The organism is Baaleninema sp., from assembly GCF_049974805.1.
Lineage (GTDB): Bacteria > Cyanobacteriota > Cyanobacteriia > Cyanobacteriales > Geitlerinemataceae > Baaleninema.
On the sequence record NZ_JBNGCO010000029.1, the window covers coordinates 28,657 to 44,560 of the forward strand.

Consider the following 15,904-nt stretch of genomic DNA (forward strand, 5'->3'; position numbering starts at 1 on the left):
ATCCCCTCATCCTCTTATCGGGCAGGGGTTGCCGCGGCCGGTGGCGAGAGTCGAGATCCTCCGCTGGCCGGCATGGCGAAGGTGCAGGAAGAACAGAACCATTCCAGTTTGGTCGATCGCACGTGCTGCAACATCGATTTTCCGCAACAGGGGCAAGTTTTAACAGCCATATCGTTTCTCCTTCTGACGTTTTCTGACGTTTTCTGACTTTTGAAACAGCGTTGAAACAGCTCGCACTAAGCGGCTAACGTCGGTTCGCTGACAGGACGGCCGTTGCGAGACCAGAATTCGTTCAGGACTTTCTGATACGCCGCTTCGTATTTCTCCACCATGCTGGAGACGCTGAAATGGCGTTCGACGAAATCCCGACAGTTTTCGCGATCGAGATCCTCGACGAGAGACACCGCATCGACGGCTTCATCGACGGTTTGGCAAATAAACCCAGTTGCGCCGTGGGCGACGATTTCCGGAACCGCACCCCGGTTGAAAGCGATAACGGGGGTTCCCGCACACATGGACTCGATCGAGACCAATCCGAACGGCTCTTCCCAAGTAATGGGAAATAGGGTTGCCGTAGCATATCCCAACAACCGCACTTTATCGCGATGGCACAGTTCGCCGTGGTATTGAATTTGTCGGTTATCGATCTGGGGGGCGATTTCTGCCTCGAAATAGGCGCGATCGATCGGATCGACCTTTCCCGCCATTTTCAGCGTCCAACCGCTGCGTTTGGCGATTTCAATGGCGTGGTGCGGTCCTTTTTGGGGAGACATTCGCCCTAAAAAGGCCAAATACGGAGGATCGTCGGCGGGTTCTTCAACAAAGGGATAACTGGCGGGATCGATGCCGTTGTGGACGGTTCGCACGTAGTTCAGTTCCCGAATGCGCTGCTGTTGTGCGTCGCTGATACTGATAAACGGCTGATGTCGGTAATGTTGGAACACCTGTTGGTTTTCTCGGGTAAAACCGTTATGCAAGGTATGCACTACCGGGATGTTCAGCATCTCGGCGTAAGGGAGTGCTGGATAGCTGGTGTGGAAGTGAACCAGGTCGAACTCCCCAGCGGCGTCTAAGACGCGCTTGTATTGCAAAACGGCATAAGCCTCGGGTTCGAGGGTTTCCCGGTCGAGACGCAACGCTTGCGGACAAACGGCTTCCAAACGCGCCAGAGTTTGGGAATCGCCCGAAGCAAAAAGGGTGACTTGGTGTCCCCGTCGGACGAGTTCGTCCGTCAGATGTCCCACGATGAGTTCGATTCCGCCGTAACCGGGAGGGGGAACGCGCTCCCATAACGGTGCAACTTGAGCGATACGCATAGCTGTTTTCCTCTCCTTATTCGATCGAAACGCAAAACGATCGAGGACAAAATCCAATCGCCGTTGAATTGGGCAACGATGAATGTGGCAATGAATTTGACAAGGCGAAGCCTCACGAATTTCGCGGGAAATCCGGAACGCACAAAGGCTAGGGTTCGCCTAGGGGTTGAATTGGAAAAGTTTGGTGTAAGCTGACCTAACCGAAATCGCCTAAGGGCATCGTGACTGCCTCCTGGAATGAATTAGGCTATCGGGAGTTGCGGCATTCCCATCAAACCGACAGCGGTTCGCGAATTGGGAAAAACAATGCGGTACACTCCGTCAACGATCGAGATTGTTACCGATACCCTGGCAAGCTGTCGAGGGCGGTTAACCGAACGGGGAGGGTCGATCGATCGCAGCTTTTCCGCGATCGAATGCAACCGTTTAAGATAGAAAATGCAAGCTGTGGCCATCGCAACGCTCTACAACAGAGACGATCGATCGCGCCGCGCTATCCGTTAAGCTCGTAAAGTTCCGTTTTCGATCGAATTACCCATGTCACCCTCAGCGTCCCAATCAGCCGAAGCCGTGGAACAACAACCGATTCGCCTACCCCGTACCAGCGAATCCGACTCCCTCAAACGCATCCGTCACACCGCCTCTCACGTCATGGCGATGGCAGTACAGCGGTTGTTTCCCGAAACCCAAGTCACCATCGGCCCGTGGACTGAATACGGGTTTTACTACGATTTCGATCGCCCGGAACCGTTTACGGAAAAAGATCTCAAGGCCATCAAAAAAGAGATGGTCAAAATCATCAAGCAAAAACTGCCCGTGATTCGGGAAGTGGTGACGCGAGAAGAAGCCGAAAAACGCATCACCGAGATTAAAGAACCCTACAAACTGGAAATTCTCGGAGATATCAAAGAAGATCCCATCACCATTTACCATCTAGGCGATCGCTGGTGGGATCTCTGCGCCGGACCTCACGTCGAAACCACCGGAGACCTGCACCCGAAAGCCTTCGACCTCGAAAGTATCGCCGGTGCATACTGGCGCGGCGACGCCAACAACCCGCAACTGCAACGGATTTACGGAACGGCCTGGGAAACCCCCGAACAACTCAAGGAATACAAACGCCGCAAACAAGAAGCCCTCAAACGGGATCACCGCAAAGTTGGCAAAGAACTGGGGTTGTTCGTCTTTTCCGATTCTGTCGGTCCCGGTTTACCCATGTGGACGCCGAAAGGCACCATCCTGCGATCGACCCTGGAAAACTTCCTCAAAGACGAACAGCAAAAACGGGGCTATTTCGGCGTCGTTACCCCCCACATCGCCCGAGTGGACTTGTTCAAAACCTCGGGACACTGGCAGAACTACAAAGAAGATATGTTCCCCTTGATGGCGGACGACGAAGAGGCGTTACGCGCCGAACAGGGATTCGTCATCAAACCCATGAACTGCCCCTTCCACGTCCAGATTTATAAAAGCGAACTGCGCTCTTACCGGGATTTACCGTTACGTCTGGCGGAGTTCGGTACGGTTTACCGATACGAACAGTCGGGAGAACTGGGGGGTTTAACGCGAGTTCGCGGCTTCACCCAAGACGATTCGCACCTGTTCGTCACCCCCGACCAACTGGAAACGGAGTTTCTCAACGTCGTCGATTTGATTTTGTCGGTGTTCGAGAGTTTGCGCCTGAATCAGTTTAAGGCGCGATTGAGTACGCGCGATCGCTCCTCCGACAAATACATCGGTTCCGATGAAGCCTGGGACAAAGCCGAAGACGCCATCCGCCACGCCATGAACACCAAAGGCATGAGTTATTTCGAGGCTCCCGGCGAAGCCGCGTTCTACGGTCCCAAACTCGACTTTATTTTCCAAGACGCCCTCGAACGGGAGTGGCAGCTAGGAACGGTACAAGTCGATTACAACCTCCCCGAACGCTTCGAGTTAGAATACGTCGCCGAAGACGGTTCTCGCCAACGTCCGGTGATGATTCACCGCGCCCCGTTCGGTTCCTTGGAACGGTTAATCGGCATTCTCATCGAAGAATATTCGGGAGATTTCCCCCTGTGGCTGGCACCGGAACAGGTGCGGTTACTTCCGGTGAGCGATGATTTTTTACCCTTCGCCAAAGACGTAGCGGCGAAAATGTTGCAAAGTGGAATTCGCGCCGCCGCCGATACCAGTGGGGAACGTCTCGGAAAGCTAATTCGCAACGGCGAAAAAGCGAAAATTCCGGTGATGGCGATCGTCGGTGCCAAGGAACAGGAAGCCAACAGCCTCAGCATCCGCACTCGCGCGTCTGGGGAATTGGGTTCGATGCCGATTGACGAGGTTATCGAGAAATTGACGGACGCCATTGAATCTCGCGGCGACTTTTAAAGCCGAAATCGAGAGAATCTTGAAACCCCGGTTTTTAGCTTAACCCGCGATAAGGAACTCGCGCTCTACCTTTAAGCTTCGTCGAGATCCCCGACATCTTGGAGATGCCGGGGATCTAGCGCGAGGATCTAGCTGAGACGGGAAATCCCTAGAGAAAGTTTTCCCGTGGTTTATTGCGATCGCCTAGGGAAACCTAACCCAACAACTCGGTCGATCGCTTCACCAAATTCTCCGCCGTGATGCCGTTCAACTTCATCACCGCCGCCGCACTCGACGCCGTTTCTCCACGCTTCCACGACACCACATCGCGAGGCGCGTTACTCCGCAACATCACCGGTTCCAACATGGCGCTAGAACCGCCTGTCACAGCAATCAAGGCATCGCCGCCAAACAGTTCCGCAAACTCCGCATCGTCGAGGAAACCGCCATCGGCTTCCGCGCAAGTCTCCCACGCCACATCAGACGGACGATACAGACGACGGGGACTCGTCACGGAAACGATTTTGCTGCCAATCCCTTGAGCTTTCAACTGTTCTACAGCTTCGTATACCGGAAGTAAAATCATGTCCCCGAGAACCGCAAACACCACGGTTTTCTCTCCCGGTTGTTCGTCCAAGACAAACGCGCCTTTTTCCAAACCTTGGCGAGTTTGTTCCAGGGTCGATCGCACCGGTAACGGGGTTTTACTCGCCGTAATCGTAATCCCTTTATTCTTCGTCGTCACCGCCCAGTCGTAACACACCTGAATGCCGTTGGCATCGCAGGGGAACAGCGGGAAAACGTTGCCATTTCGCATCATGGCGGCGAAATAGTTCTCAATTTCCGGCCGTTGGTGCGTCCAACCGTTACGCCCTTGTTCCAACGCTCCCGCCGTAAACAGCGTAATCGTCGAAGGCGTGGTGCGGCGCAATTCCGCCATCGCTTGCGTCACCGTTTGCCAAATCGGTAAACCGTTGATAGCAAAGGATTCGTAAGAACACCACAGCGTCCGCGAACCGAACAACGCCAACCCTGCGGCGAGTCCGGCACAGGCGTCTTCGCTGAGGGGTTCGTAAACCTGTCCCTGCGGTTGCTGGTGATAGGTTTCGTCCGTGGTGGGGTGGACGATGTTCAAGCCGATGTTGATGTTGTTGATGCCGGAAGCGGCGTTTCCGTCGGCGTTGGTGACGAGGAAGTGGGGGTCTTTTTTACCCACGTGAACCACCAGTTCGCCCATAGCGGTGGTGGCAACTTTTTTATCTCCCCCGACGGGAAACTCGGTGAGGGGCAATTCGCCCAAATCCGGTAAGTCTCGTTCGGATTCGGTGAGAACGACTTTCGAGGCGGTTCCGCCGGCGGCGCGTTCGTAGTTGTTGCGAACCAGTTGCCACGCTTCGGGAGTCAACGCCCGGGCTTTCATGGCGTTGGCGATGTAGTCTTTTTCGGCGGTGTCGCCGGGATAGAGGTTGTGGGATTGGGCGCCCCGTTTGTGAACTCCCGCTCCTTTGAGTTGTTTGATAATCAGAACCGTCAGCGTGCCGTTGAGGGCAGATTTGGCCGCTTCGTCTACTGCTTCGAGAACGGCTTGGGTGAACGCCATGCGCCCTTCGAGGGAGAAGAGGGTGCTATCGACGTAATCGCTGGTTTGGTTGGAGTCGTCGTAGTCTTTGGCATCGACGAGGATGATTTCGTGGAAGCCGTTCCCCGCCCAGTATTCGACCATCTCGTCGTTGGTTTTGGTGGACACCATACTATGGTGTTCTTGGCTGTAACCGTTCCAGACGAGGATGGGCAGGAAGTTGGTCACGTCGGGATAGGCGGTGTTGAAGTGACCGAAGCTACTCATGACGTAGGGTTCGCCGATGCCGCCGTCGCCAATGGTCACGGGGAAAAGGACGCCGGGGTTGAGTTTGGCGCCGGCCATGGCGAAGTGTTGTCCTTGTCCGAGGGGGCCGGCGGGGTTGAGGAGTCCTGGGATTTGTCCGGAGAGGTGACCCAGGAGTCCCCCGGTTTCGCGGAAGCGATCGCGCAGTTGTTGGACGGTTTCGATGCCCATGTCTTCCAGGGAGCGATCGAGGAAGACGTTGCTGTAAAATCCGGGGGCGTGGTGGCCGACTTCGGTGATGATGTTTTTGTGACCCAACATCACTAAGGCGGCGATGGTGTCGGCAATGCTGGCAAATCCGCCGGGGTGACCGGAGGCTTTGCTAGACGTGACTTGTAAGGTGAGATAGCGCAGGGCGTCGGCCGCTAACAGGGTTTGATAGACGGCGGCTTTGTCGCGGGTGGCGGAAATCAGTTTTTCTCCGGCTTTGATGGCCGGTTCTTTGCCGTATTCGTCCCATCCGGGAAGGGATTCGGCGAAAAATTGAATACCTTGACAAAAAGAAGGAATTGTGCTAGGGGCGGCGGGGGTCGCTGCGGTCATAGCGAAATGATTATCCTCTTCTATATTTGGACGATCTTAAGGGATATTTTACATTTAACGGGGACTTGAGCAACATTTAAGTTGTTAAAGTCTCTGATGAGTTGGGGGGGATCGATCGCGACGGGGTTTCTGCATTTGTCGGTTGCGGGGGTTGGCGTGAAACCCGTCAGGGTTAACGGGGGTCGCGCCGAATTTTCGACGATGATGCGATGATGGAACAAGTCTTTTACGAACCGTTTCCATGAGTTTCAAGCAACTGGTTTTAGCGATCCTGACTGCCATTACCGCCGTTGTGGTGGGATTGGCGTTGCTGGGAAGTTGGCAACAACCGCAAATTCAAAGTCGCCTGGATTTAGCGCAAACTAACCTCGCGTTACAGGCGGCAGAGTGGACGCCTCCGGATGAGTGGGAGATGGAGGAGTTACCGGGAGGATTGATTGGCGAGGACGTTTACGAAACGGCGATCGCGCAATATCGCGAGTCTCTCGAAACGGTGCGCGAGAGTTTGAACGAGACGCAAACGAAGTTGCAGTTATCGCAACTGGAAAATTTATCGCCGAGTAATTTATCTCGGGTTCAGAAGTTGCAATCGGTCATCGACAAACAGCAAGCCTTGCGCGATCGCTTAGAGGTTCGCCTCGGTATTTTATTCGCCAGTCGCGATCGCGTCAGCGAGGCGTTAGACATTTGGTCGAAAGCGATCGCGCGAAACACCACTTCCGAAGACAAAACCACCCCCGACCTCCTTTCCAACGACGCAGCGACAGCATTGGTTTTAGCCGGATTGTGGCGTCAACCGCCGCAAGTGGTTCCCCAGGCCGAAACGCAGTTGCAAAATCAGTTAAATGGGTGGTTTCGCTATCGCGCTTTAGAACAGTTCTATCAGGTGGAAGAGAAACCCATCGACCTGGGACTTTTAAGACAATCCGAACAGAAATTCGCCCGAAAAACCCTCGTTAAATTGGTAATTTTAACCGCGATTTCGGGTTTAGGATTGCTATTGGGAACGGGACTGTTGCTGTTCCTCGTCGGACAGCGAATCGTGAAAGGGGAAGAATCGCTTTTGTCGAGAAATAAAGGCGTGGTTTGGACGGTGGAATGGGAGTGGGACACGATCGCGCAAGTGGTTGTAGTGGGCTTCTTCATCGTCTTTTTTATCAGCCAAGTTTTAATGGGAAGTCTTCTCTTCCCTTTGATTTACGCTTTGTTCGATGTCGATCCTGCCAATTTAGAGAGTCGCGGCCAGGCCGCCTCGATTTTAGGAGGCTATTTCATTTCTGCCATCGCCGCCTTATCGGTGTTGTATTATTCCGTGAAACCCTATTTTCCCTTGAAATCCGAGTGGTTTCGGTTGAGCTTGCCGAAGGGTCTGGCTTGGGGTTTTGCCGGATATTTAGCGGCTGTTCCGTTGGTCTTAGGGGTGTCGTTAATCAACCAAGAAATTTGGGACGGAAAAGGCGGTAGCAACCCAATTTTGGAAATTGCCTTAGAAAGTGGGGATTGGGTGGCGATCGCCTGTTTCTTTCTTACCGCCTCGATTCTCGCCCCGGTTTTTGAAGAGTTGATTTTTCGTGGATTTTTACTGCCGTCTTTGACCAAATACGTCCCCGTGTGGGGGGCGATCGTTCTCAGCAGTCTCGTCTTTGCTCTAGCTCATTTAAGCGTATCGGAAGTGTTGCCGTTGGCGACTCTCGGTATCGTGTTAGGGGTCGTTTACACTCGCTCTCGCAATCTGTTAGCCGCGATGTTAATGCACGGGTTGTGGAATAGCGGTACGTTACTGAGTTTGGTCATCCTCGGAAGCGGTTCGTGATAGACCTATGTAACTTTTCTAACTGGTCTGATTCACCGCTCTCGGAATTCCCCTCCTCCTTGCGTCTCTCACCCGGGCGGAAAATTGCGAAGACGTGGTGAGACGCCGTATCAACGGCTTGTTGTACGACGAAATCGACTCCGACGCCAGCCCTGGTTTCAACGCGCAACGGATGGAAATTCAGCCGTAAATTGCCGCCCGTGCTGGTGGGATTTGTCCTGGCGAAGGTTAAGGTTTCGGAGAACCGAAAATGGGGTGAGGCGAACCGAATTTCGGCAAGTTTCCTATGGAAGTACGGTTGTCTGCATTTTCACTTTCGGCGGTGCGATCGCACAATAAAACTGTCCGAAGAAACGGTTCGCTGAGAGCGAAAAACCGCCGAAAGTCAGAGGAGGCAGTTATGCGATTCTACACCGTCAATCCCTTTGAAGAACTCGATCGAATCGAACGTCAACTCAATCGCGTGTTTAATGAAGTTTCGGGCGAAAACTATTCTCGCAATTGGTCGATCGCCGTGGAACTGGAAGAAAAACCCGAGGCGTTTCTGTTGCGGGCGTTAGTTCCGGCGATCGATCGCGACGATCTCGATATTGAAGTCACTCGCGATAAAGTTACGATCGCAGGCGAATATCGCAAACGGGAACCGGAAGACGACAAACATCGTTTCTACAGCGAATTTCCCATCGGTAAATTCCGCCGCAGTGTCGATTTACCCGAACCCATCGTCAATAACGATGTAAAAGCGGAATATCGCGACGGTATCTTGATGTTATGGTTGCCGAAAGCCCCGGAAGCGGTTCATCGCGTGGTGAAGGTGAACTTGTTCGACGAAACGCCGGAACCGAAACAAATTGAAGCCGAAACGCCGGAAGGTTAAGGATAGGGTTTATCTGCCTGGTTAACCTGCATCGAAGTTCACTTGGAAACACCCGCACCCGGCGGGTGTTTTTTTGGGTGCGATCGAGGATGGAATTTCGGCGAGAGTTAGATTTTCTCAATTATTCTTCAATTAAAGGTTAAGCTGGTTAACCACATGGGCGTCTACTCTAGCTTTATACAATGCCCGGAGCAAACGCCACGCTTGATGTTGGTAAAGGGGTTTGGGGAGCGTTATCGGGAGGCGATCGAACAGTTCTCGCGCCTCTTTCAAACGGTATCCGGCGATGCGAGAAATGGCGTTGGCTCCTTCAAAGGCACTATCGGGCGTCATGACACCCGTAACGCGAATCCAGATGTTTCTCGAAAACCGGGATCGATCGCCGTATTCGACGCGACGCAACCCTTCACTGGTGGCTAATACCACCAAGCGATCGCCGATTTCCAACACCACGTCGTCGAGGGGCATCAACTTCGACGAACCGGGGAATCGCTGGTGTAACAGCGGAACCACCCCGTAACCGTAGGCGACTTCTGCTAACAGCAAGCCGTTGAGGGTATCCCCCGCTTCCACCTGGTACTCCGTCACCAACACCGTCGTATCGTTGAGACGCAACAAACTGAGGATTTTCTCGCCAAACGCCGCCCCTGCAAAGGCTTCGGCGGCGACGGAATAAGCACAGATAATTTGCGCTTTGGGGAACAACTCCGCCAAGTCTTCGCTGAGGCGTTGGTGTTGGGTACGGATGGCTAAACGAAGCTGAGGATTGGCTTCTCGGGCGATGAGAGCGACTTCGGTGTTGGTGATTTCCTCGTCTGTCAACACCAACAGGCTTTGGGCGTCGGCGAAGTTGACGTGCGGTAGCACTTCCCGAGGGGAACCCAGCAACAGGGGAATTTGCGGGAGGATGTTGCGATCGAGATCGGCGTTAAACGCCACGCCCACGATCGACTGTTGAAACGACTGTAACAACGACGCTACCCGCTGCCCCACGCGCCCCAACCCCACGATAACGATGAAATCCCGTTTGGGAAGGGGCGGGCGTTGCTGAGTAAATTGAAATCTCGCCGACAGTAAAGCTTGCGTCAGCAGAGCGTATAGAACTCCCACAAACGCCGTTCCCGCGAGGGTGAGGAGAAGTCCGAAGGATTGCAACCAATGGGGAATCTCGACGGGGAGGGGGGTAAAGTTGCCGAACAAATCGGAATATCCCCCCAGCAACAGGATCGCCGTGGCGTAAAACGCCGACATCCAGGTGGTTTCGGGATAGTAGCGGTGAAACAGTACCGTTCCGATGCCTAGCAAGGCGAAAACGGTGATGCCGCAGACGATCGCCACTCGCCACGCGCGATCGCTGGGATTCGACCAAATTTTGACCCAAAGGCGTTTGAGTTCTTCCGGGTAGACACGACGCCAGGGAGAATGGAGGCGGTTGCGATCGATCTTGCGGTTTCTGGGGCGGCGAAACGTCCAGCGATCGGTTGTTTCGACGTACACCACCACGTCAGACGGACAAATCCGGGTTTCCGGATGCCAGCAGTGGAAGGGTTCGGCGGCGTCGGTGACATCCCCCGAATGGGCTAAAATCCGTTGCGTGCGGCTGTTGAGTTCGTGGAGATTGCGCCCGCCCCAGGGATGAGACGGTTCGATTTTGCGGCGAACCACCCGCAGCCAGGTTCCGTCGAGGTTGAAAAAGCCCAGGGTTTTGACGGAAAGGGCAGCCAGGGCGAAGGCGGTTACGGGGAGTTGGGTGGGTTCGAGGGCGGTGAAGTTACCCAGTTGTCGTTGCAGGAGTTGGTTGAGGGTGTCTTTCGCCGATCGCACCACGAGGCGAGTGCGGGGGTTGAGGCGACGCACGGCGAGGGCGGTTTCGATGTTGATGGCTTCGTCGCTGGTGACGAGGAGAACGGCGCGACAGCGATGGATTTGGGCTTGCTCGAACACGCGGTTTTGGCGACAGTCGCCGATAATGAGATCGTCGAGCAATTCGGGCAGGTTGGGAACGTCCCAGTAACTCGGTGGGGTGAGTTCGATGCCGATGACGCGAACGCCGAAGTCTTTGAGGGCTAAGACACATTGTTGTCCCAAGCTTCCTAAGCCACAGACGAGGAAAAGGTCGAGTTCGGGGAGTTCGTCGGCAGACATCGCGGTTTGATTTGTTCGATTTATTTGAATTTTAAAACATTTGATTCCGGCGTCACGCACCTTTTTCGATCCATCAATCTATCCCGCTGTTTTTTAAACGGAATTTCGCTGGATTTGTTGGCGCTCGATCGCCTCAAATAAAGCCTTGAAATTTCCCTCTCCAAACCCTGTGGCTTCTATTTCAATATTATCATAAATTCCCGTTCTTCTTTCAATAACCTCAAAGAAAAATGTCGGTTTTTTAAAAACAGGCTTTGTAAAAGTTTGAAGTAAAAACGCCGGGTAACGAGATGGTTTCCAGTCTACCAGGATTTCTTGTTCTCGGAGAATCTGAAATTCAGAACCGTTCAAATTAAATCCCGGTTTTTGAGAGAGGCGATCGAAATAGGTTTCGGGAACCTCTAAAAAATCCACCCCCGCTCGACGCATTCGAGGAACCGTCGTTAAAATATCGGAGGTTTTCAAGGCAATATGTTGAAGTCCCGCCCCACCATTGAAATCTAAAAACTCTTGAATTTGGGAATTTTCCGAAGTCGGTTTGTTGATGGGAAACTGAACCCCGGTTTCCGGATGTACCAAAACTTGAGAATGCAAAGACGATCGATCCGTGGCGATGGAAAATTGCTGTTGCGGAACGAAGCCGAATACCTCACAATACCAATTCGCAGCGGCGGCGAACTCTCGAGATTCCACGTTGAGAACCAGATGATCGATCGCCTCAAACGTCCCCGATTCGGAAGTTTCAACTTCGCAGTAGCCTTCGATTAACGTATGACGCAAGGAACCCCAGGCGGCGATTTGGTTGCAACGTTCCCCCTGGCGAACGAGGGGAGATGGGAGAATGGGAAATGGGGAAAGTGGGCGAGGCGATCGCACCAGGCGATCGAGAATCTCGTCTAAATCCCGAACTCGAAACGCCACATCCGCCACACCGGGAGGATGTCGCCGCAAATACGCAGCGATGGAACTGGTTTCCTTCAGCGGCGACGACAGTAAAAACCGCAATCCCCCCGTTTGCAAAATTTCCATGTGGGTGTCGTCGGTTGTCTGTTCCCCCACCGCCTGAAATCCCAGGCGTTTGACGAAATCCTCGCCAACAGATTTGGCGTCTTCAACGTAGAAGTGAACGTGGTCGATCTGTACCATGTTTTTATGACAACTCGACAGAATCGGCAGGGAATGGGCGAAATTACACCGGAACTCGAACGACTCCTCGACAAAGACAGCGTTTGCACTTGGGAAACCCTCGACGAACCGTCTCGTCAGCGTCTCCAACAGGCGATCGCGGGAACTCCCCCCGCTTGTATCGTTTATCCCGAAACCCCCGACGCCTTATCCCGCGTCGTGGCGGCGTGTCATCGCCAGGGTTGGCGGATGTTACCGATGGGGAACGGGAGTAAACTGCACTGGGGCGGCGTCGTCGAAGATGTCGAGGTGGTGGTGAGTACGAAACGGCTCGATCGCATCGTCGAACACGCTGTTGGCGATCTCACTCTCACCGTCGAAGCCGGAGCGACATTACGCCATCTCAATTCAATTTTGGCGCAATCTCGACAATTTCTCGCCCTCGATCCGAGTTATCCCGACGACGCCACCATTGGGGGAATTGTCGCCACGGGAGATATGGGAAGTTGGCGACAGCGTTACAACAGCGTTCGCGATCGACTCATCGGGATTTCCTTCGTTCGATCGGATGGGGAAATCGTTAAAGCTGGGGGGCGAGTGGTGAAAAACGTCGCCGGGTACGATTTGATGAAACTCCTGACGGGTTCTTACGGAACCTTGGCGATCGCCACCCAACTCACCTTTCGCCTGTATCCCATTCCCGAAGCCTCTGAAACCCTCGCCCTCTGCGGCGACGCCGAGGCGATCGCCAGCGTGACTCAAACGGTTCTCGCTTCGTCGCTGGTTCCCACGGCGATCGATCTTCTGTCGCCGGGAACCGTCAAATCTCTGGAATTGGGAAGCGGTTTCGGGCTGTTGGTTCGCTTCCAAAGCGTCGCCGAAAGCGTCAACCAGCAGATCGATCGCCTTCGACAACTCGGGGAAAAACTGGGGTTGACGGCGACAAGCTACCGCGACGACACTGAAGCCCAATCAGAAACCGACTTATGGGATCGATCGCGAATCCTCATCGAAGCCGACGATCCTCAAACCCGCGTTCTCGGGAAAATAGGAATACGCCCCACCGCCGCCGTCGCCGCTTTGAAATACCTCGAGGAAGCCTTTAGCGGAGATGCGATCGCAGTGGTTCACGCCGGATGTGGCTTAGGGCGAGTTCGCGTTCCCACCCCCCTGGCGACGACATCTAACCTCCTGAACCTACGAAACCACCTTCAACACAACAGCGGCTTCCTGACGATTCTCGAAGCCCCCCAATCCCTCAAACGCCAACTCGACGTTTGGGGCTACGTCGGAAACGCCCAAACCGCCATGCAGCAAATCAAAGCCAAGTTCGACGCTCAGAATTTACTCAGTCCGAAACGGTTTATCGTTTAGGTTTATCGTTTAAATATTACTGTCGATCGATATTGCATGGAGCTTTAACCTATGAACAAACTCAAAACCCAATTCGCCACAGTTGGAGAACTCGTTTTTTCCCCGAACACCGGCGAAACCTACTCCCAAGCCTTCAAACTCACCTGGAACATCATCAAAGAAACCGCCTTGTTGCTGTGGATGATGTTTTGCTTAGTGTTCCTCATCTTCGTCTGGGGATGGGATTACGCCACCCAAATCGGGCGAAACGCCAAAGTTTGGTATCAAAACCAAGAACGCCGCGACCACGAAAATCTGTTTAACGAAGCCGGAAAAGCCCTGCTGTCGGCGAGTTCCTCGGGAACCGCCTTCGCCATCGATCGGGCTAAAGAACAGTTAGGAATCGAAAACGATCCCAAACCGATTCAGGCGATCGAACCCCTTCCCGCCAACGAAACCGTCACCGTCACCAGTTCCGAAAGTACCGAAGCTGACACCCCCGAAACAGCTTCAGAAACAGCTTCAGAGACAGCCTCAGAAACAGCTTCAGAAACCCCGACTTCCCCCGAGAAAAGCTCGTAACTCGCGCCTTTCTCACCAGATTCCCAGCCTCTCGCTGGGAATGCTATCGGGAGGCTTAGCCTCCCTGTAGCATCAAAACCCCATTTCAGACATTCCCTTAAAAACCAGTCGATCGCATCCTCACCGCAGCTATGCAGACTCAACCCAACCCCACCGAAACCAACCGCATCCCCGCCAAAGACAGTAACTTCCTCCAACAGAACCCCCACCTCGGCGAACTCCCCAAAGACGGATTCGACGCCCAAAATCCCCCCAAACCCGAACTCATCGACACCTGCGTTCACTGCGGCTTTTGTCTGGCGACTTGTCCGAGTTACCGCGTCATCGGAAAAGAAATGGACTCCCCCCGAGGGCGAATTTACCTGATGGACGCCATTCACAACGGCGAAGCCGAACTCGAACCCGCCACCGTCCAACATTTCGATTCTTGCTTGGGGTGTCTGGCTTGCGTCACCACCTGTCCTTCCGGCGTTCAATACGACAAACTCATCGCCGCCACTCGCCCGCAAGTCGAACGCAACGTTCCGCGATCGATCGGCGATCGCCTCATTCGCAGCCTCATTTTCAACCTGTTTCCCTACCCCGATCGCCTGCGTCCGCTACTGTATCCCCTAATGGCGTATCAAAAATCGGGATTGCAGAACCTTGTGCGATCGACCGGATTACTCAACCGCTGGCTTCCGCGACTCGGGGCGATGGAATCGATTCTCCCGCAAATCACCCCCGACGCCTTCAAACCCAACTTTCCCGACATCATCCCCGCCCAAGGCGAAAAACGCTATCGCGTCGGAATGCTTCTCGGTTGCGTCCAACAACTCTTTTTCAACCCCGTCAACGAAGCCACCGCCCGCGTTCTCACCGCCAACGGTTGTGAAATTGTCATTCCCAAATCCCAGGGCTGTTGTGGAGCGTTACCCGCCCACCAGGGACAAGAAGCCCAAGCCCAAGAACTCGCCCGTCAAAACATCGACAGTTTTGAGGGAACGGATGTCGATTTCGTCATTATTAATGCGGCAGGTTGCGGTCATACATTAAAAGAGTACGGTCACATTTTGAAAGACGATCCGGACTATCGGGAAAAAGCGGAAGCTTTTACTGAGAAAGTGAAGGACATCAATGAGTTTTTGTCCGCCGTGGAATTGACGGCAAAATTGCATCCGATTACGGACGAAGAACTGGCGATCGTCTATCAAGATGCCTGTCATTTAATCCACGGTCAAAAAATTAGCTCTCAACCGCGAGAACTCTTGCGTCAAATCCCCAACATCACGTTACGAGAACCGTTAGACGCGGCGTTATGTTGTGGCAGTGCGGGGGTTTATAATATGTTGCAACCGGAAGTGGCTGACGATTTAGGACAGCAAAAGGTTGAGAATTTGGTTAATACGGGAGCGTCGTTAATTTCCTCAGCCAATCCGGGGTGTTCGTTGCAGATTAAGAAACATTTGAATCTACAGGGTCGCGAGATGCCGTTACGCCACCCAATCGAACTTCTGGATTTGTCGATTCGCGGTGAAAAGTTGACGGTTTAAAGTATTCGTTGATAGGCGAATTCTCATGTCTCCCCAACCTCCTTTTGAACCAGAGATTGGGGAGAATCCATCGTTCCTACGCCAAACTCATAGTTTTATACCATTTTTCTAAAATTATGCTACTGATAGTCCGTAAGTTTCCATCGTTCCTACCTTTCGGACGCTCGGCGTCGAGTCGTCAAACACGGGGCGCAGAGCGCCTCAACTCCCGTTCCCACGCCGAGCGTAGGAACGATAAGACAACGATAACTAACCTACGCCAAACTCATAGTTTTATACCATTTTTCTAAAATTATGCTACTGATAGTCCGTAAGTTTCCATCGTTCCTACCTTTCGGACGCTCGGCGTCGAGTCGTCAAACACGGGGCGCAGAGCGCCTCAAC

Annotated in this window: 11 protein-coding genes; 6 read left to right on the forward strand and 5 right to left on the reverse strand. The window is 53.5% G+C overall.

The window, feature by feature from the left end:
- Nucleotides 1–236: 236 nt before the first annotated feature.
- Nucleotides 237–1,316 carry a glycosyltransferase family 4 protein gene (locus tag ACP5D4_RS08040; protein WP_428011111.1) on the reverse strand — a complete coding sequence of 360 codons (1,080 nt, stop codon included), beginning with the start codon at nt 1,314–1,316 and terminating at the stop codon, nt 237–239.
- Nucleotides 1,317–1,558: 242 nt separating this feature from the next.
- Nucleotides 1,559–1,771, reverse strand: a complete 213-nt coding sequence (locus ACP5D4_RS08045; RefSeq protein WP_428011112.1) for a hypothetical protein — start codon at nt 1,769–1,771, stop codon at nt 1,559–1,561.
- Nucleotides 1,772–1,853: 82 nt separating this feature from the next.
- Here ACP5D4_RS08045 and thrS point away from each other — a divergent pair, with 82 nt between their 5' ends.
- The gene (gene thrS, locus ACP5D4_RS08050; protein ID WP_428011113.1) at nt 1,854–3,686 is read left to right on the forward strand and encodes a threonine--tRNA ligase; all 1,833 of its coding nucleotides are present in this window, start codon (nt 1,854–1,856) and stop codon (nt 3,684–3,686) included.
- 193 nt (nt 3,687–3,879) lie between these two features.
- Here thrS and ACP5D4_RS08055 read toward each other — a convergent pair whose 3' ends face one another.
- The gene (locus ACP5D4_RS08055) at nt 3,880–6,093 is read right to left on the reverse strand and encodes a phosphoketolase (RefSeq protein ID WP_428011114.1); all 2,214 of its coding nucleotides are present in this window, start codon (nt 6,091–6,093) and stop codon (nt 3,880–3,882) included.
- A 241-nt stretch (nt 6,094–6,334) separates the two neighbouring features.
- Between ACP5D4_RS08055 and ACP5D4_RS08060 the strand changes: the two genes are divergently transcribed.
- Both ACP5D4_RS08060 and ACP5D4_RS08065 read left to right on the forward strand, forming a co-directional pair.
- Nucleotides 6,335–7,906 (forward strand): lysostaphin resistance A-like protein, encoded by a 1,572-nt coding sequence (locus tag ACP5D4_RS08060; protein ID WP_428011115.1) that lies wholly within the window; start codon nt 6,335–6,337, stop codon nt 7,904–7,906.
- A 400-nt stretch (nt 7,907–8,306) separates the two neighbouring features.
- Complete coding sequence (locus tag ACP5D4_RS08065) at nt 8,307–8,783, forward strand: Hsp20/alpha crystallin family protein (RefSeq protein ID WP_428011116.1); 477 nt, start codon at nt 8,307–8,309, stop codon at nt 8,781–8,783.
- 132 nt (nt 8,784–8,915) lie between these two features.
- Here ACP5D4_RS08065 and ACP5D4_RS08070 read toward each other — a convergent pair whose 3' ends face one another.
- Nucleotides 8,916–10,928 (reverse strand): potassium channel family protein, encoded by a 2,013-nt coding sequence (locus tag ACP5D4_RS08070; protein ID WP_428011117.1) that lies wholly within the window; start codon nt 10,926–10,928, stop codon nt 8,916–8,918.
- A gap of 93 nt (nt 10,929–11,021) precedes the next feature.
- Nucleotides 11,022–12,074, reverse strand: a complete 1,053-nt coding sequence (gene hppD / locus ACP5D4_RS08075) for a 4-hydroxyphenylpyruvate dioxygenase (protein WP_428011118.1) — start codon at nt 12,072–12,074, stop codon at nt 11,022–11,024.
- Between the two features lie 6 nt (nt 12,075–12,080).
- Between hppD and ACP5D4_RS08080 the strand changes: the two genes are divergently transcribed.
- The 3 genes from ACP5D4_RS08080 to ACP5D4_RS08090 all read left to right on the forward strand — a co-directional run bounded on the left by ACP5D4_RS08080 (nt 12,081) and on the right by ACP5D4_RS08090 (nt 15,520).
- Nucleotides 12,081–13,427 (forward strand): FAD-binding oxidoreductase, encoded by a 1,347-nt coding sequence (locus ACP5D4_RS08080; RefSeq protein ID WP_428011119.1) that lies wholly within the window; start codon nt 12,081–12,083, stop codon nt 13,425–13,427.
- Nucleotides 13,428–13,478: 51 nt separating this feature from the next.
- The gene (locus ACP5D4_RS08085) at nt 13,479–13,988 is read left to right on the forward strand and encodes a hypothetical protein (RefSeq protein WP_428011120.1); all 510 of its coding nucleotides are present in this window, start codon (nt 13,479–13,481) and stop codon (nt 13,986–13,988) included.
- Nucleotides 13,989–14,119: 131 nt separating this feature from the next.
- A complete protein-coding gene (locus ACP5D4_RS08090; RefSeq protein WP_428011121.1) occupies nt 14,120–15,520 on the forward strand; it encodes a (Fe-S)-binding protein in 1,401 nt (466 codons plus the stop codon).
- The last annotated feature ends 384 nt before the right edge of the window (nt 15,521–15,904 follow it).